This window comes from Thermomicrobiales bacterium, from assembly GCA_023954495.1.
Taxonomy (GTDB): domain Bacteria; phylum Chloroflexota; class Chloroflexia; order Thermomicrobiales; family CFX8; genus JAMLIA01.
This window is the reverse complement of the sequence record JAMLIA010000067.1, coordinates 1-17,460: the sequence shown is the minus strand read 5'-3', so window position 1 is coordinate 17,460 and position 17,460 is coordinate 1. Positions and strand designations below refer to the sequence as shown.

Annotated in this window: 14 protein-coding genes and 1 pseudogene; 5 read left to right on the top strand and 10 right to left on the bottom strand. The window is 64.0% G+C overall.

Annotated features, from left to right (window positions below; all coding sequences use genetic code 11):
• Nucleotides 1-138 precede the first annotated feature (138 nt).
• Nucleotides 139-969, top strand: a complete 831-nt coding sequence (locus M9890_12025; protein MCO5177678.1) for a GNAT family N-acetyltransferase — start codon at nucleotides 139-141, stop codon at nucleotides 967-969.
• Here M9890_12025 and pgl read toward each other — a convergent pair.
• The 7 genes and pseudogenes from pgl to M9890_11990 form a co-directional block, all read right to left on the bottom strand.
• On the bottom strand, nucleotides 958-1,743 hold the full coding sequence (pgl, locus tag M9890_12020) for a 6-phosphogluconolactonase (protein ID MCO5177677.1): 786 nt from the start codon (nucleotides 1,741-1,743) through the stop codon (nucleotides 958-960). The two genes, M9890_12025 and pgl, sit on opposite strands and share 12 nt — an antisense overlap.
• A complete protein-coding gene (locus M9890_12015) occupies nucleotides 1,727-2,878 on the bottom strand; it encodes a glucose-6-phosphate dehydrogenase assembly protein OpcA (protein MCO5177676.1) in 1,152 nt (383 codons plus the stop codon). The genes pgl and M9890_12015 overlap by 17 nt, the downstream gene beginning before the upstream one ends.
• Nucleotides 2,879-2,882: 4 nt before the next feature.
• Nucleotides 2,883-4,454, bottom strand: a complete 1,572-nt coding sequence (gene zwf / locus M9890_12010) for a glucose-6-phosphate dehydrogenase (protein MCO5177675.1) — start codon at nucleotides 4,452-4,454, stop codon at nucleotides 2,883-2,885.
• A gap of 42 nt (nucleotides 4,455-4,496) precedes the next feature.
• Nucleotides 4,497-5,374 (bottom strand): annotated as a pseudogene (gene gnd, locus M9890_12005) (decarboxylating 6-phosphogluconate dehydrogenase).
• A 165-nt stretch (nucleotides 5,375-5,539) separates the two neighbouring features.
• Nucleotides 5,540-8,218 carry a bifunctional transaldolase/phosoglucose isomerase gene (locus tag M9890_12000; GenBank protein MCO5177674.1) on the bottom strand — a complete coding sequence of 893 codons (2,679 nt, stop codon included), beginning with the start codon at nucleotides 8,216-8,218 and terminating at the stop codon, nucleotides 5,540-5,542.
• 120 nt (nucleotides 8,219-8,338) lie between these two features.
• Nucleotides 8,339-9,814, bottom strand: a complete 1,476-nt coding sequence (locus M9890_11995) for a gluconokinase (GenBank protein ID MCO5177673.1) — start codon at nucleotides 9,812-9,814, stop codon at nucleotides 8,339-8,341.
• The gene (locus tag M9890_11990) at nucleotides 9,814-10,263 is read right to left on the bottom strand and encodes a transcriptional repressor (protein ID MCO5177672.1); all 450 of its coding nucleotides are present in this window, start codon (nucleotides 10,261-10,263) and stop codon (nucleotides 9,814-9,816) included. Before M9890_11990 ends, M9890_11995 begins: the two co-directional genes overlap by 1 nt.
• 139 nt (nucleotides 10,264-10,402) lie before the next feature.
• Between M9890_11990 and M9890_11985 the strand changes: the two genes are divergently transcribed.
• Complete coding sequence (locus M9890_11985; GenBank protein ID MCO5177671.1) at nucleotides 10,403-11,119, top strand: response regulator transcription factor; 717 nt, start codon at nucleotides 10,403-10,405, stop codon at nucleotides 11,117-11,119.
• Here M9890_11985 and M9890_11980 read toward each other — a convergent pair.
• The 3 genes from M9890_11980 to M9890_11970 all read right to left on the bottom strand — a co-directional run bounded on the left by M9890_11980 (nucleotide 11,071) and on the right by M9890_11970 (nucleotide 13,870).
• Nucleotides 11,071-12,156 carry a PLP-dependent cysteine synthase family protein gene (locus M9890_11980; protein MCO5177670.1) on the bottom strand — a complete coding sequence of 362 codons (1,086 nt, stop codon included), beginning with the start codon at nucleotides 12,154-12,156 and terminating at the stop codon, nucleotides 11,071-11,073. The two genes, M9890_11985 and M9890_11980, sit on opposite strands and share 49 nt — an antisense overlap.
• A gap of 161 nt (nucleotides 12,157-12,317) precedes the next feature.
• Nucleotides 12,318-12,956, bottom strand: coding sequence for a hypothetical protein (locus tag M9890_11975; GenBank protein MCO5177669.1), 639 nt, complete (start codon nucleotides 12,954-12,956; stop codon nucleotides 12,318-12,320).
• Between the two features lie 470 nt (nucleotides 12,957-13,426).
• Nucleotides 13,427-13,870: a DUF309 domain-containing protein gene (locus tag M9890_11970; GenBank protein ID MCO5177668.1), complete on the bottom strand. Its 444-nt coding sequence runs from the start codon at nucleotides 13,868-13,870 to the stop codon at nucleotides 13,427-13,429.
• Nucleotides 13,871-14,022: 152 nt separating this feature from the next.
• Here M9890_11970 and M9890_11965 point away from each other — a divergent pair, with 152 nt between their 5' ends.
• From M9890_11965 to M9890_11955, 3 genes are all read left to right on the top strand, one after another.
• Nucleotides 14,023-15,387 (top strand): MFS transporter, encoded by a 1,365-nt coding sequence (locus M9890_11965; GenBank protein ID MCO5177667.1) that lies wholly within the window; start codon nucleotides 14,023-14,025, stop codon nucleotides 15,385-15,387.
• Nucleotides 15,388-15,472: 85 nt separating this feature from the next.
• Nucleotides 15,473-16,636 (top strand): agmatinase family protein, encoded by a 1,164-nt coding sequence (locus M9890_11960; GenBank protein MCO5177666.1) that lies wholly within the window; start codon nucleotides 15,473-15,475, stop codon nucleotides 16,634-16,636.
• Between the two features lie 284 nt (nucleotides 16,637-16,920).
• On the top strand, nucleotides 16,921-17,460 hold a 540-nt coding region (locus M9890_11955), incomplete at its 3' end, for a hypothetical protein (protein ID MCO5177665.1).

The window sequence follows — 17,460 nt, the reverse complement described above, 5'->3', positions numbered from 1 at the left end:
TCGCCTGACAATATGCATCACCCGTCTCCGGGCGCTAGACGACAGAAAAAACGAGCTGCCTGCCGCGCCGGGCTAAGCGACACTTTGGCGTTGAAAGCCTACTGTGTGTGACGCGACAACAGAGCATGGGCAGGACTGATGCAGTTCACGATTCAGACAGCCGCCGATCTAACCACTGGCGAACTCGCCATCGCGATGAACAGCGTCTATCAGGGCTACGTCATGCCCGTTCAGGTCGACGGCGACTGGATGGCGACGCACGTCGAGACGAACGACATCCGGCTCGACTTGTCGCCGGTCTGGCGCGAGGATGATCGAATCGTCGGGATGGCGCTGGTCGGCCTGCGTGACCAGCGATCGTGGATCGGCGGCTTCGGCATCACACCGGAGTGGCGCGGCAAGCGGCTGGCTGGACCGCTGCTGGACGCGACCCTCGCCGCAGCGCAATCAGCCGGGGCAACGAGAATACAGCTGGAGGTCATCTCGACGAACGCCGCAGCGATCCGTGTCTACGAGAGCGGCGGCTTTGTCATCACTCGGGAGCTTGGCGTCTATCAGCGCGAGCCAGGGCAGGCTGCGGCTGAGGCATCCACCGCTGTCGATGCTGCCGATCCCATGTTGCTGCTGTCAAGCCGGGAAGGGCTCGGCGGCAGACCACTCGCCTGGCAGCGCGAGTCCAGCGTATCGGCACCGACCTCCGACATGGAGGCGCTGGCCAGCACGTCCGGCAACAACAGCGGGTACATCGTCTGGAAACACGGCCCTCATGGCGTCCAGGTCGTCGATATCGGCGGGACTGATGCTGCGGCGATCAGCGCCGTTATCGCTGCCGCCGGTAAACAACACCCGGACCAGCCCATGTCGTTACTCAACGAAGCGATCGGCGGACCAATCACTCAGGCGCTGCACGCGACTGGATGGCGCGAGGTCGTCCGTCAGTTGGAGATGGAGCGGCCGCTATTCGCCTGACGCATTCACCTCTGCCAGCGCCTGATTGACACCCTCAGCCGAGGCCGTGTCGAGAATGAAGATGACGCGGCCGTCGGTTGGCTGGACATACCAGGATGGCGGACGGTCGGTGACGGTCGGCGAAAAGATGCGATAGAGCGCACCAACCTTCTCCGCACCGGTCGCCAGGAAGACGGTCAGACGCGCGGCGTTCAGCACCGGATAGGTGAGAGTTATGCGCCACGTATCTTGTTGTGGGACGAAGTTGGCAACGGCCCAGCGCTCGCGCTCGTCCAGCGCCGCCGTGCACGGGAAGAGCGACGCGGTGTGGCCATCGGTGCCGATGCCGAGAATGACGACATCGAGGGCCGGAAACTCGCCGGTCGGCAGATCGCCAAAGACCTGGCGCAGCGCGGATTCATACTCGTCCGCAGCTTCGCTCGGATCGATCTCGCCGCGCATGCGATGGATATGCGACTCATCCACCTCGACGCGCGACAGGAGCGATTTCTCAGCCATGCGGTAGTTGCTCTGGTCGTCGTCGGGCGGGACGGTTCGCTCGTCGCCCCAGAAGACCTGCACGCGCGACCAGTCGATGCCGGACAACGCTGCCAAGTGCTCGTGCATGCCGCGCGGCGTCGAGCCGCCGGAGAGGGCGATGCTGCATGTTTCGCCGGTCGTCGTCGGACGCAGCGCGTCGGCGATGATGTGCGCGGCGGCCTCTTGCGCTGCCTCGACGGTCTCGAAGACCTGCACCTCCGGCGCGCGTGCGGCCTGCTCAGCTTGCAGCTTCATGCGATCTCCCTAGCTCGGCGACAACAGACACGACGAATGCCAGCGCCTCGTGGTACTGCTCATCATGCGAGCGCACCAGCAACTCCTGACCGATCAGGTCGCTGAGGCGCGGGGCAGGCAGGCGGTCGACGCGGTCCTGCCGTGGGACACCCGGCCACTCGACCGACGTCACGAGGATGTTCTCGGCACGGACCCGGACCGTGATGCGGGCGTTGCGCTCTTTCTCGCGCGCCAGAATGCGCACTGAACGCAGCCCGACGCCGGTGCTCGACTGCCGCAGCAGATGGACATCGATCGGACCGCCGGATGCGTTGCGTGCGCGGACATGCAGTGTGGTTCCCTCGCGGTCGACACGATCGAGCGACCATTGCAGCCGCGAGGCGAGCCAGCCGAGTAGCAGCAACGCCTGCGCTTCGGCAGTCGAATCGAAGCCGATCTCGACCGTCTCAATCGCCGAGAGCAGCTCGATCGTTTCTGGGTGATCGAATGCCTGCGCGATGGCCTCGCGCCAGCGAACAACCCGTGCCCAGGCGAGGTCGGTGCCGGTGCAGACGGACTCATCATGGCGCAGGAAGCTATCGAACGACGCGAACGTGTCGAGCGCCGAGTCGAAGCGCGACGAGTCGATGATGACGCGGTCGGCTGTGTCGGCCAGGCGTTTGAACTCGTCGGCCTCGAAATCGACCTGTCCAACCCACCACATCGCGCACGGAATGCCGGACAGCTCAAGCTGCGCCAGCAAGCTGGGGACCGCCTTGATCTTGTCGGGCGGCGTGTGCAGCTCGATCACTTCGTAGCAGGGCGTGCGCGGTCCGCTGTGCAGGCGGCAATGGCCGGCGACGTTGGCGTCAAAGTCGGTGCCTTCCGGTCCGATCTCGACGACGATCACCCGCGACGGCAACTGCTCGACCAGTTCGTGTAGCGTCTCGTGAGCCATGCGAATCTGCGATTCGCCGCTGGCGATGATAATGAGCGTCAGGATGCTCGTCCGCAGCGGGATCTCGCCGGTCTGCTGCTCGACCTCGGTCGAGATATCGGTCCAGACGCGCGAGAGCTCGTTGACAATCTGATCGACCGTTACGACCCGCTGGCCATCGGCCGTGATACTGATTCGGTGTGTTTGTGGCGCACTCATCGCACTACGGCTCCCGCCATGCACGACCGTCCTTCTTCAGGAGTTGGCCTGCTTCATCCGGTCCCCACGATCCGGCCTCGTAGGTGGGAATCTCGTCGACTGTCTGCCGTTCCCAGCCGGCACGCACCTGCGTCATGATGTTCCAGGCAGCGGCGACCTCGTCACGCCGGGTGAAGAGTGTGCCGTCGCCGAGCATCGCATCCAGCAGTAGCCGCTCGTAAGCGTCGGGAGACTGGACGTTAAACGCGGTCCCGTACTCAAAGCCCATGTGCACTGAGCGCAGATTCATCATCGGCCCGGGGACCTTGACACCAAAGGTCAGGGCGATACCTTCGTTCGGCTGAATGCCGAGCGCCAGCACATTCGGCTCCAGCTCCTCGGCTACGTCAGCGTTGAACAGCAGGTGTGGGGCGCGCTTGAACTGGATCGCGATCTCGCTGACTCGTCGCGGCATGCGCTTGCCGGTCCGCAGATAGAACGGCACACCGGCCCAGCGCCAGTTGTCGATAAACAGCTTGAGCGCGACGAAGGTCTCGGTCAGCGAGTGTGGATCGACCTTCTCCTCGGCGCGGTAGCCGGGCACCGCTTCGCCGTCTGAGTAGCCGGATTTGTACTGGCCACGGACGGTGAATTCCTCGACATGGCGCGGGTCGATCGGCCGGACGGCGTGGAGAACCTTGACCTTCTCATCGCGGACCGGGTCGGCGGTGAGCGCAACCGGTGGCTCCATCGCGACCATCGTCAGCAACTGCATCAGATGGTTCTGCATCATGTCGCGCAGCGCGCCGGTCTCGTCGTAATAGCCGCCGCGCGATTCGATGCCGATCGACTCGGCGACGGTAATCTGGACGTGGTCGACGTACTGCCGGTTCCAGAGCGGCTCCCAGACGCCGTTGGCAAAGCGGAATGCGATGATGTTCTGAACGGTCTCTTTGCCGAGATAGTGGTCGATGCGGAAGACATCGCGTTCGTCGAAGACGTTGTTAACGACTTTGTTGAGATGGTCGGCGGAATCGAGATCGTGGCCGAACGGCTTCTCGACGATGATCCGTTGCCACGAGCCATCCGGGCCGTCGTTCAGGTTGTGCTGACCAACCTGCTCGATGATGTCATCGTAGAAGTCAGGCGGGGTCGCCAGGTAATACATCCGGTTGCCGAGCGTGCCGCGCTGGCCGTCGAGCGTCGTCAGTCGGTCTGCCAGACCGGTGTAATCGTCGGCGTTGGTGAAGTCGCCCTTGACGTAAAAGAGACCCTGGCTGAAGGACTCCCAGACGGCATCGTCGACCGGCGTGCGGCGGGAGAACTCGTTGACGGCGTCACGCATCTTGGAGCGAAACGACTCGTCGGTCTCGTCGTGGCGCGCGAAGCCGACGACGGTGAAGCTGATCGGCAGCAGACGCTCAAGCGCCAGGTTGTAGAGCGCCGGAATCAGCTTGCGGCGCGTCAGATCGCCCGACGCGCCGAAGATCACCATGATCGCCGGTGCAGGAGTGCGTTCAATCAGCAGTCCCTCGCGGAGTGGGTTGCTCCGCAGCTGGTCCTGCTGGGGAGAGATTGTCTGCGTCAGGTTGGACATCGATCGTCCTTACAAGATACGGGCCGGAAACATGCCTGCGACTCAGACGCCGGTCGGCGGAGCATCGGATTCCTCAACGACGGCGTGTCCGCCAAACTGGTGACGGAGAGCGGCGATGACCTTGTTGGCGAAGAGGTCGTCCTGCCGGGACGCGAAGCGTGCGGCCAGCGCGAGGTAGATCGTTGGTGCCGGGACATCGGTGTCGATCGACTCGAAGACGGTCCAGCGGCCCTCGCCGGAATCGTTAACATAGCCACGGATTGATTCGAGGTGCGGGTCCTCGGCGAACGCGCGCTCGGCCAATTCCAGCAACCAGGAGCGGATGACCGACCCGTGGTTCCACATCCCGGCGATGGCGTGCAGGTCGAGATCGTAGCGCGAGCGCTCCAGAATCTCGAAGCCCTCGGCATACGCCTGCAACATCGCGTACTCGATGCCGTTGTGGATCATCTTGACGTAGTGGCCAGCTCCACTCGGGCCGACGTGCAGGTAGCCACCCTCAGGGGCTAGCGTCCTGATGGCCGGCTCGATGATCGCGAAGCCCTCGTCGGAGCCGCCGACCATCATGCAGTAGCCAACCTGCAGACCCCAGACACCGCCGCTGGTACCGGCGTCCATGTAGTGGATGCCGTGGGCGGTCACACGCTCGTGGCGTGCGATGGAGTCGGTGAAGCGCGAGTTGCCGCCGTCGATCACGACATCGCCCTCGCTCATCATCGGGACAAGCTGCTCGATGTGGAATCGACCGGCTCACCGGCCGGGACCATCAGCCAGACTGCGCGCGGCTCGGGTAGCTTGTTGAGCATCTCCTCCAGCGAGTACGCCGGGTCGGCACCCTCGCCGGCCAGCTCGTCAATCGGCTCGCGGCTGCGGTTGTGAACGACGACGTGATGTCCGTCCTGCAGCAGCCGTCGCGCCATGTTGCCGCCCATGCGGCCCAGCCCGATGATCGCAATATCCACGCTACCTCCTCATACAATGTGCTTCAGTCACCAAGAATCTGAATCTAGTCGTCGGCCGCCGATGTCTGCTTCTCCGCATCGGCCAGTGCATGTGCCAGGCCGGTCGCAGCGTCGGCACCGAGATCAACCAGCGCCAACGGTATAGCCGGGCGATGGTCGCGGCATCGCCAGCAGACTGCGCGGCGAACAGCTCACCAAACGTGAACGCCGCCTCAGGAATCGCGAGGTCGTTTGCTGGCTGCTGGACCAGCAGCAGGAACGAGCCGGTCGACGGACCGCCCTTGTGCAACTGGCCAGTCGAGTGGAGATAGCGCGGTCCAACGCCGACGGTGATCGCCGACCAGTCTGTCGCCAGATCCCGCTGCGCAGCGCGTTCAGCGCGTTGCGGACATCTGCGGTCGGATCGACGTAGGCCAGAATGGCGACGTAGCCATCTTCGGCAGCGGCGGTGACCGCAGCACGGACGGCTTCGCCCGCGTCGGTTGGCGGCTGGCTGCCGGTCGATTCGCCGCGCAGGACGGCGTTGGTGGCGTCTTTGGCCTCCTGGACGTTTGGCTCATCGAACGGGTTGATGCTCAGCACGGCGACCGGCGATGGCGGTCGCGATCTCCAGCGCACGAACTCGCGCCTGAGATCAGCCGGGATATCGACGCCGATCGAGATGACCGGCTGTCCAGCATTGCGCAGCGCCTGCGCCAGTGCCGCCGCCTTGCCGTTCTCTCCAGCGTCGAAATGGACGAACAGGCGATCGTCGCCGTAGTGATCGGCATCATCCAGCGACTCGGCGATGACCGGCAGGATGCCGGTGCCGTGCTTGCCAGTACTCTCCGCGATGAGTTGCTCGAGCCAATCGGCGAATGGTGCCCAGCTGTCGTCGGCGATGATCGTTAGCTTGTCCCGCCCGGCCTGCTGCGCCGCGCTGAGCGCCGCGCCCAGCCAGACGCCGGGGTGCTGCTCGTCGTTGATCGGCAACATCGTCATAGCGTGGTCGAGGACATCGAGGACGTCCATGCCGAGCGTCGCCAGTGGCACGAGGCCGAAGTAGGAGAGGGCGGAGTAACGACCGCCGATGTCCGATGGATTGGCGAAGACACGCCAGAAGCCGCGTTCCTTCGCCTCCGTCTCCAGTGGCGTGCCCGGGTCGGTGATGGCGATGAAGCGGGATGCGTCGCCGCCGGCGCGCTCGAAGAAGAAGCGGTAGAGCGACATCGTCTCGACGGTCGTGCCAGACTTGGTCGAGACAATGAACATCGCATCGTCGCCGATCTCGGCGGCGACTCGCGCGATCGGTCCGGGATTGGTCGTGTCCAGCACGATCAATTCAGGGAAGCCGGCATCGACGCCGAACATCCGCGAGAAGACGTCGGGGGCCAGCGACGAACCGCCCATACCGAGCAGCACGGCGTAGCGGAATCCGCGCTCGCGCACCTCGGCGGCGAAGTCGGAGAACTGGTCCGCCCGGGCTTTTGCACGCATCGCCTGCACGACCGGCAACCAGCCGAGCCGGGTCGAGGCTGAGGCGCGTACCTTCTCGTCGTCACCCCAGAGGCTCGCGTCGCCATCCTGTAGCCGGGTCGCGACCTTCTCAGCGGCGAGCGCCGAGAGCGACTGGTCAACAGCACCAGCCAACGCGCCGATGGACGCCTGCCGCGCCTGCTCGATCTCAGCGACGAATGCGTTGCGCTTCTCGTCCAGATGATGCAGCAGATCCTCGAACGACTTCATGAACGACGCGACGCCTTCACGCACCAGCGTGGCAGTGATGTCGTCGTAGGAGACGCCGAGCGCCTCAAAGCGCCGGAATATCTCGCGCGCTCCGTCCACGTCCTGATCGACGGTGCGAGCCAGATGGCCGTGGTCGCCGAACGCCTCGATCGAGGCCGGAGCCAGCGTCTGCACGGTATCCGGGCCGATCAGCTCATCGACGTAGAGGGTGTCCGAGTAGGCCGGGTTCTTGGTGCTGGTGCTGGCCCACAGCGGGCGCTGCACACGTGCACCCGATTCCTGCAGCTTCTTGAAGCGCTCGGAGGTGAAGATCTCCTCGAACGCGGCATAGGCGAGGCGCGCGTTGGCGATGGCTAGCGTGCCCTGCAGCGCCTGCGCCTCATTCGCACGGTCGCTGCCCGGCTCGGCGTCGATGATCGCCTGCAGACGCTTGTCGGCCTCGGTGTCAACGCGGCTGACGAAGAACGACGCAACCGAGTGGATGTCCCCGATCGGCTTGCCCTCTTCAACCCGCCGCTCGAGTGCCGTCAGGTAGGCCTCGGCGACGTTGCGGTAGGCATCCAGCGAGAACAGCAGCGTGATGTTGATGTTGATGCCCTCGTAGAGCATCTGCTCGATCGCCGGTGTGCCCTCGAACGTGCCGGGGATCTTGATCATGACGTTCGGGCGGTCCAGCGCGGCGTAGAGTCGCCGCACATCGGCCACCGTCGCCGAGGTATCGTGCGCCAGCGACGGCGAGACTTCGAGCGAGACGAAGCCGTCGGCGTCCTTCTCGTCGTGCCGGTCGTAGACGGCACGCAGGACGTCGGCGGCCGACTGGATGTCCTGAATGACGATGGCGTCGTACATATCGCTGGTTGAGCGTCCGCTGGCGGCGAGCCTGCGGATCTGCTCATCGTAGAGATCAGAACCGCTGATCGCCTTGTCAAAGATGGTTGGGTTCGAGGTGATGCCGACGACACCGGAATTGTCGATCAGCTCCTGCAAACCGCCGCTCTCAACCAGATCCCGGCTGAGATTGTCGTACCAGACGCTCTGGCCGTAGTCAGTCAACTGTTGCAGTGGATTCCTGGCCATGTCATACCCTCTGTTTCGTTTGCGTCGAACTCAAAGCCTATGTTGGGGACCGGCCGTTACGGTCCGGCCGATGTTCGCCTCCCGATCGTCTGAATAGACGAACTCGCTAACACACGATCCCTACCGCGACTCGCGTGCCATCGGCGGCAGCCGGTCGCGCTCGTAGAGGCATTGCTGGCGCGCCCGCAGCTCGCGGTGGCGTTCGTGCGCCGATTGTCGCGGTTCCAGCAGCCTGCCGACCACCGGCGACGAATCACAGGTCAACGCCGCTCCGCACACATCTCGCCAGGCCAGCAGCGCCGCACCGCGTAGCGACGACTCCTCGACATCCGCGACGACGAGCGGGACTCCGAGGCTGTCGGCAATGATCTGCTGCCAGGCCGGCGAGCTGAGCAATGCTCCACCAGTCGCGACAACTGTTTCGCCTTCGGTGGCAAGTGCATCGTAGACCGCCGCGAGACGATATGCGACCGCTTCGAGACTGGCCTGCACAATATCCAGCGCGGACGTGCTCAATCGCATTCCGTGAATGGTCGCCGTCGCGTTGCCATTCCAGCCCAATGAGCGCTCCCCCGCCCAGAACGGCAAGACGGTCAGGCCGTGCTCGCCGGGCGTGCGCTCAAGCAGGTTCGTCTCGAGCTCATCGCGTGCTGGCAATTGCAGTGTCGCGGCGAGCCAGCCGAAGACGTTGCCGCCTTCGCTCAATGCACCACCGGTCAGGGTGTGCGCTCGGTCGAGCGAGTAGCGCCAAAGACCGGGCGACACAGGCGCGTCCGGCTCGCCGGTTTGGCAGCGGCGTATGGCTGCCGACGTGCCGAGTGTTAGCGCCAGTCGGTCGGCGCTGACACAGCCAACACCGACGTTCGACGCCGCGCCGTCGCCGATCGGTGCGCGCCAGGGGACATCGCGGAGCATCGGCCAGCGCTCAGCGTAGCTCGCGAGTACGGGCGGTAGGAGTTCCGGCTCGGCGGCAATCTCGCCCAGAGTGTTCGGGGAGACATCGAGATGCGCCAGGATCTCTTCGTCCCACGTCAGCGACCGGCGATTGAACAGCCCCGAGCCGGACGCAATCGACACCGACGCGGCATCCGCGCCTAGCCAGACGTGCGTCAGCGCCTGAGCAGCGGAGACGAGCCGCGTCGCGTTCCTGAGCAGGTCGGCCTGGTGATACCGCAGCCAGAGGATCTTGGCCGGCAGATACGACGGGTGCAGCGGGCAACCAGTTCGCTCGCGAACTTCTTCGGCATCGAGAGCGCTGCGAAGAAGGTTGGCCTCAACCGCCGAGCGCGTGTCGGCCCAGGTCAGCACGTCCGTGAGCGGACGCCCTGCACGGTCGAGTACAACCAGCGAGTGCCAGAAGGTGCTAACGCCGACGGCTGCGATGCCCTGCTGGGCCTCCGGCGTCTGCAAGGCCGCGTCGATGACGTGCTCGGCCAGATCGCGCAGGCGATTGAGATCGACGGTCGAGGCACCGTCCCGGTCGGCAGCCAGTACGAGATCGGCGCGCTGCAGGGTGTCCGGCGCGATGCTGCCGCTGCGGTCGACCAGCGCGGCCCGCACCGACGACGAGCCGATGTCGAGCGCAAGGACGTACATCAGGATCGATGACCGGTCGCGGCGCATCCACGGCAGTAGCCGAAGATCGCCAGATGGTCGATGCGTGGCTCGAAGCCGTTGCGCTGACGCAGCGTCTGGCGCAGACCGTCGAAGTACGAGTCCTCAATCTCCTCGACGGCCTGGCAGGAAAGACAGATCAGATGGTGGTGCGGATCGTCTGAGAGCAAAGCGAAGTGGCGTCGTCCGTTGCCCAGATCCGTCTCGGTAACGATGCCCTCATCGCGGAAGAATTCGAGCGTCCGGTAGACCGTAGACATATTAATGTAGGGGAAACGTCGCTCGGCGGCGGTGAAGATCTCTTCTGCCGTCATGTGATCGCCGTGCGAGAAGAGCAACTCAAGGATAAGCAGACGTTGCGGCGTCAGGCGACGGCCTTGCTGGCGAAGGCGAGTCTGCAAGCCGAGGAGCGTGTCCGATTTCTGAGGCATTCTCCCCACCTTTCGCGGTGCGTGGCGTATCCACGCGGGTTCGCTACATTCGATTCTACTCTTGCCGTCAGTGGCACAGACCGGCTCCGGACAGGCATCATCAATAGCGGGGGAGGGTACGAGATCAGGAGCATGAGTGATGGACGACACCACCGGACGAGATCAGACGCTGGTTCTTGTCGTCGAAGATGATCCCGATATTCAGACACTGATCGCCCGCCACCTGAGCGAGGCCGGGTTCAACGTCATCACCGCGATGACGGCTGCTGAAGGCTTTCTGCTCTGGTCGGAGCGCTTGCCCGACCTGCTGGTCGTCGACCTGATGCTGCCGGACGGTTCGGGGCGCGGGCTGGTCAGCCAGATCCGCGCCGCCGGAGACGTGCCGGTTGTTGTCGTGACGGCCGACACCAACGAGGAATCGCTGGTCGCGACACTCGATGCCGGGGCCGACGACTACCTGACGAAGCCCTTTCGGGTCAACGAGCTGCTCGCGCGCGTGCGGTCGGTCATGCGACGACGACCACGCGAACGCGAGCCAGATACGATCCAGACCGGCTCGCTAACCGTCTCTGTCGTCGATCGGCGCGTCTGGCGCTTCGGCGACGAGGTGCGTGTGACGCCGACCGAGTTCAGGCTCCTGCTGCAGTTGGCGCGGCACCCGAACCGTGTGTTCACCCACGGTGCGCTACTCACCGCAGTCTGGGGGCCCGAGTACGCGGACGAGCCCCACATCTTGCGGGTGACACTCAACCGCCTGCGCAACAAGCTGGGCGAGCCGCCGTTGATCGAGAACAGACCTGCGGTCGGCTACGTGCTGGTGCCCGACTCGAGCGACGGCCAGCCGCCAGTTTCGTAGGCGGTTGCGAGCTGGCTGAGGTACGGCGCGATGTCGTGGCCGTTCTCAGCCAGCCAGGCATCGTTATAGTACGTGTCGAGGTAGCGCTCGCCCGGATCCCCGGCAATCATCATGATCGCGCCATGCTCGCCGGCCGCGACAAGCTCAGCGGCGAGCTGCATCGCGCCGTAGACACAGGTGCCGGTCGAGCCGCCGTACTTCCGGCCAAGGTGCTGCTCCAGAAAGCGGACACCGGCGTACGAAGCTGCGTTCGGCACGCGCAGCATGCGATCGACAACCTCAGGGACGAACGACGGTTCCACGCGCGGACGCCCGATGCCCTCGACGCCGCTGCCCTTGGCGCTGGTGACATTCGGGTCGCCGTGCTCGAAGTAGTCGAGAAACACCGAGTTCTCGGGATCGACGACGCAGAGGCGCGTATCCAGACCCTGATAGCGGATGAAGCGGCCAATGGTCGCGGAGGTGCCGCCGGTGCCGGCACCGGTCACGACCCAGCGTGGCACCGGATGGCGCTCGTGGCTGACCTGCTCGAACATCGATTCGGCGATGTTGTTGTTGCCGCGCCAGTCGGTCGCACGTTCGGCGTAGGTGAACTGATCCATGTTGTGGCCGCCGCACTCGGCAGCGAGCCGCTGCGCCTCGGAGTAGATCTCAGCCGGGTTGTCGACGAAGTGCGACTGCCCGCCGTAGAACGCGATCTGCGCGACCTTGGCGGCGGACGTGCCGCGCGGCATGACGGCAACGAATGGCAGGCCGAGCAGGCGCGCGAAGTACGCCTCAGACACGGCGGTGCTGCCCGATGACGACTCGATGATCGTCGTACCTTCAGCGATCCAGCCATTGCAGAGGCCGTAGAGGAACAATGATCGCGCGAGCCGGTGCTTCAGACTCCCGGTAGGATGTGTCGATTCGTCCTTGATGTAGAGATCGACCCCAGGTGCGGCCGGCAATTCCAGTCGCAGCAAGTGTGTGTCCGCTGAGCGCTGAAAATCACGCTCAATCTGTTGCACTGCCTCAATGACCCAGCCTCGATTCACGTCGTATCCCTCCCCGATATCGTCCACCACACTATTCGTCAGGATCGTACCTGCGCCGACATGCGGAGACAATCACGCAGGCGGCAGCAGGCAGGATGGGCGTGGCTACCGGGCGATGGTCAGTTGTTCATTTAGCGTGGGGGAAACGACGAAGCGCGGGGTCAGGCGTCCAGATCGAAAAGTTCGTCGTACTCAGTGACGTAGCGATCGCGAAGATACTGACGTGTGCGCAGCGTGATGCGGCGAACTTCGTCGATATCGAGCCCCTCAAGCTCAGCGACCTCACGGGCCGACCGCTCCTGTACAGTGCGCTGCAGAAAGATCGTCCGCCAGAGATCGGGGACATCGGACAGAATGTCGATCAGGTACGCGAGCGTTTCGTTATCGACGACGACCTGCTCCGGCTCGCGCGCGTTCGGATCGGGGATGAGGTCGGCAACGCGAACCTCCTCGCCACCTTCACCGTCCTCGCCAGACATGACGGTTTGCTCCAGCGAAATGTGCTGACGGCGTTCCTGACCAACCCGGCGCACCTCGCGACTGATGGTGTCCTGCGCGCGTGCCCGAAGGTAGGACGAGATGTCGCGCAGCGGCTCGCCCTGCTCCTGCAGGCGGCCAAGAGCCGACGCGACGGCAGAGTCGAGAACTTCATCGCGGTGGATGTCGTCGTAGGTGAGCTGGCCCATCCGGACACGGCGGCCGAGCTCGTAAACAACGTAGGACGCCAGCGGCTGCAACAGTTCGGGCGGGCCTTCGCGAAGCTGCGCGATCTGCTCACGCACACGGCGCTCACGCTCCAACGGGTGCAGCTTCTGGTTCGATGATGATTGTTGATTGGAACCCGTAGTAGACATGATCCCCCGACAATGACAAAGCGCCAGGTGCGCCCCGCCGAAACGTGCCGAACATTACCGCATTGAGTGATTGTAGTGGAGTCGGCAAGGAAGCGGCCATGCGCGGTGACTGGACGTCACCGCTGGTATAGGTAACTCGTCTCGACTTGATTTCTCAGTTCCCGCACCGGACAGAGTCGAACAGGTGGAGAGATTTCTCTCTGCGGTTGGAAATTACAGATTACGGGAGTTGATGCCGCCCCAAAAGGATCGGGCCGTCTGACACGGTCAAATGCGCGAGCTTTACCTGTGAGAAATGCCATCTCGCCAGGCACGGCACCCACCCCCGTGTCCTGTCATTTCGAACCGCAGTGAGAAATCTCCCACCCGTTCGATACAGTCCTACGCAGACGAGAGTGCTCGACACATCACGCGTCTCACCTCGGCGGCGGCACAAGGTGGACCGTCGGGACCTGCGACCAGTCGAAGTCGCTCAGCAGTTCTCGTCCAAGCGCCTCCACGTCATCGAGGCAGCGTTGTGACTCGACTGCCAGGCGCTCGGTGTCGATGGTCAGGCAGGTTGGCTGGAAGCGGTGGACCTTGGCGATGCCGGAGGAGAGCAGCGAGGTCGCACCGCGATAGTTTCCGTTGCGCAGGTGATGAAAGCCAACCCCAATCTGGAGGATGCCCTGATACAGGTAACGGATCGGATCGCGCTCGGCGCGCCAGATATCCTCCAGTACCTCGTGGCACTCGAAGAATTCGCCGTCGTTGAACAGGCGGATGCCTTCCAGCAGGTCTGGCGACGGCTGCTCACTACACCGTGGATTCGGGCCGTCGACGATGCCGGAGGCGACGACGCGCTGCCATGCTTCACCCACTCGCGGCCTCCGATTCCGGCTTGCGGCGAACCGCGCTACACCTCGCCTCGTAGCATGGTCGATTGTACGTCTGCGTCAATCCGGAGCAGGGCGCGACAGCGACTCGTGTTACAACAACCCGGTGACTCGCTCGGACCGGGCAGGTGGTGGGGATGCCTGACGACCACACTCAACAAGTCACCAGTGTTACCAACATCGGCGGCACACCGAGCGAGGGCCGGGAAGATTTCCGGCTCCTCGACAACGATGTGTTTCGCGCCTGGTGGTTCTCGCGGCTCGTGGCGCAGACGGCGCAGGCCGCGCTGCTCTATGGACTGCTGATCCTGATCGTCGATCGGACAGACCGCAGCATCTACGCTTCGCTGTTCGTCATTTGCTCGATCATTCCGTCGATGCTGTTCGGGCTTATCGGCGGCTGGGCCGCCGATCGCCTGCCGCAACGGGCGCTGCTGACGACGCTGAACATCCTGCGCGCACTCGTCGTTGTCCCACTCATTCGTGAGCCGGATAGTCTTGTGGTGCTCTTCGGCGTGACGCTGGGCATCTGGACGATTCACCAGTTTTATTCGCCGGGTGAGGCGGCAGTGATGGCGCGCATTCTCCCGGAGAGCCGCCTGGCCGACGGCACATCGATGGGCAACCTGGCGCTCACGCTGGCGCAGGTCGCCGGGATGGTGATTCTCGCGCCGCTGCTGCTGCGCCTTCCCGATGCGCGCCCGTTCGTCGCCATCTGCGCGGCAGGTTACGCCGTCGCGGCGATCTTCATGCTCGACATCGGCCGCCTGAAGCCGCGCGAGAGCGCGGGGCGGACGATCCCTTTCAATCTGCGACGCGGCTGGCAGGTCGCCACCAGCAGCGGTCGGGCGTTCAATGCGTTTGCGAATGGCGTGCTGATCGCGGTCGGGCTGAGCGCGCTGCTGGCGATCGTGCCGGCCTACCTGCAGAACGTGCTGAACACCGGGGCCGACAACACGGTCTTTGTGTTTGCTCCGGCAGTCATCGGGCTGGTCGTAGGGCTGCGGGTCGCACCACCGCTCGGGCGTTGGCTGGGGCACGGACGCATCGCCATCGTAGCGACGATCTGCTTCGCGTTCTCCGTCGCCGCGTTTGGCGCAATTGATGGTGTCGCTGACCTGATCGATACGGCGGGCATTCCGCTGGCGTCCGTTGCGGACCAACTCGGGCTCTCGACTCGGACGGCGACGACGATGGTAGTGTCGATCCCGGCGGGGTTCTTCTCAGCGATTGTCAATGTCGGCGCGCGAGCCGTGCTGCTGGAGGTTGCGCCGGACGACGCTCGCGGGCAGGTCTTTGCCACGCAGGGCGTGATCGGTAATGCCGGTGCACTGATCCCGACACTGCTGGCAGGGATCGCGGTTGATACGCTCGGCTCACGACCGGTCGCGATCGCGTTGGCTGTGGCGTTGCTGTCCGGGACAATCGCGGCGATGCGCTACGCGCGCGGACTCGCAGATACAGCACAAACTGATCGTGCCTCAACGTCGATTGGCAGTTGAGCACGCGCGATCACTTCACAGACTGCCGCAGCCCGTGTAGGCTGCGTCTGCCGAGAGTGTGCGAGCCGAGAGGATAGGTCTGACGATGAGTGACACTGCTGAGCGGATCAGGCACGACCAGTTGCGGGGCACCTGGGCCATGCAGGCCGAGGCCGAGATGGACAACACCGCCGACAAGGAACGTCAGCAGATGCTGCTCGAATACGGCCTGCCCTCAGCCGAGAGCATTCGCGACCGCATGATGCCGCTCTTCACTCGTGGCCGCTGGCGCTTCAACTCGGGCAACTTCATGAACGGCGAACACCTGGAAGACATGCGCCAGCTCGGCGGGCAGGATGTCGTCATCATGGGCGCGCCGTACGATGGCGGCGCGACATTCCGACCCGGCACGCGCTTCGGCCCGCAAGCGATGCGCAAGATGTCAGCTCTGGCCAGCGGGTACAACCCCGAACGCGGCGTTGACCTGAACAGTGCGCTGAAGATGGTCGATGCTGGCGATATCAACATCATCCCGTCAAACATCGAGAAGTCGTTTGACCAGATCGCCAAGGCGGTCTCCTATGCGGCTGAACGCGAAGTCTTCCCAATCATCCTCGGCGGCGACCACGCGATCGGCTACCCGGATGTTCGCGGACTCGCGCCATTCATCGACGGCAACATCGGCATCATCCACTTCGACCGCCACTCCGACCTCTCGGAATATGGGATGGACGAGCGGATGCACGGCTCGCCGTTCTTCCACGCGACGAACATCCCGAATGCACCCGCTTCGAACCTCGTCCAGATCGGCATCGGCGGCTGGACCGGATCGCGCGAGGGACTCAAGGTCGCCCGCGAGCGCGAGGCGACCGTCATCACGATTGATGATGTGGACCGCTACGGCACCGACCGCGTCGTCGAGTACGCGCTGGAGATCGCCTGGAAGAATGCCAAGGCAGTCTGGATCTCGTTCGATGTCGACTCGGTCGATCCGGCGTATGCACCGGGGACCGGCACGCCGATGCCGGGCGGGCTACTGCCGCGCGAGGCGCTGAAGATGATCCGCAATATTGCCGGAGAGGGCCTGATCGGGATGGAGGTCGTCGAGGTCTCGCCGCCGTACGACGTCTCCGACAACACGGCACTCCTCGGCGTTCACGCCATTCTCGACTGCCTGGCGGCGATGGTCATGAACGGCAAGCTCGGGCGACGACCGACCGTGTCGAGTGACGCGCAGCCGTCTGAATCAGAGGGCGCAGCCCGCGCCTGACGCCATCCGCACCTCTGTCCTTTGACTTGCGTGTCACGAGGCGAACTCGTGATGCGCCTCACCATTCCCTCCGGACGCAGGATATTGCGCGGCGGGATTGCGCGATGATTCCATCACAATTGGCTCACAATGCGTCATGAGAGTGCGATTTCTTGCCTCAGAGTCACGCTTGTCGTGTTATAGAGTTCCGTGTTACGCTGCTGCGCATCGAGAGCGTTGCCAATCTTGCAATCATCGGTGTGTACCTCGTCACGTTTTTGGGGAAGCGGAGAAATGAGGATCGCATGGGGGATCGGTATGTGCGACCTCGGCGCGGATTGTTCGTTGCCGCGGTTGTATTGCTGCTAACCACGTTTGTTGGTGGACCTGCTGCTGCTGAGGATGCTCCGGAAGGGGTAGCTGCGCCGCAGGCCGTCCACGACGTCGACCAGCACCAGCACCTCGGTGGTGCAACATATCGCGTCTATGGCTACCAGGAGGGACTGGTCGGCTATACGACCGCGAACGGGCACGTCATTCAGCCGAACGATCACTTTGTCGCGCTGCCGTGCTTCTGCGTGCTGTCCAGTCAGGGCGGCAATGAGTTCGAGGTGAAGCTCGAATACAACGGCAAGACGGTGATCGCCCCAGTCTGGGATGTCGGCCCATGGAATGTGGACGACAACTACTGGGACCCGCAAAGCGAGCGAAAGTACTCGTCGCTGCCACAGGGCTATCCCGAGGCGGCTGCGGCGTATTACACCAACTTCAATGGCGGCACGGATGGCTGGGGGCGCACCGTCCTCTCGCCGGGCGGCATTGATATCGGTGACGGTACGTTCGCC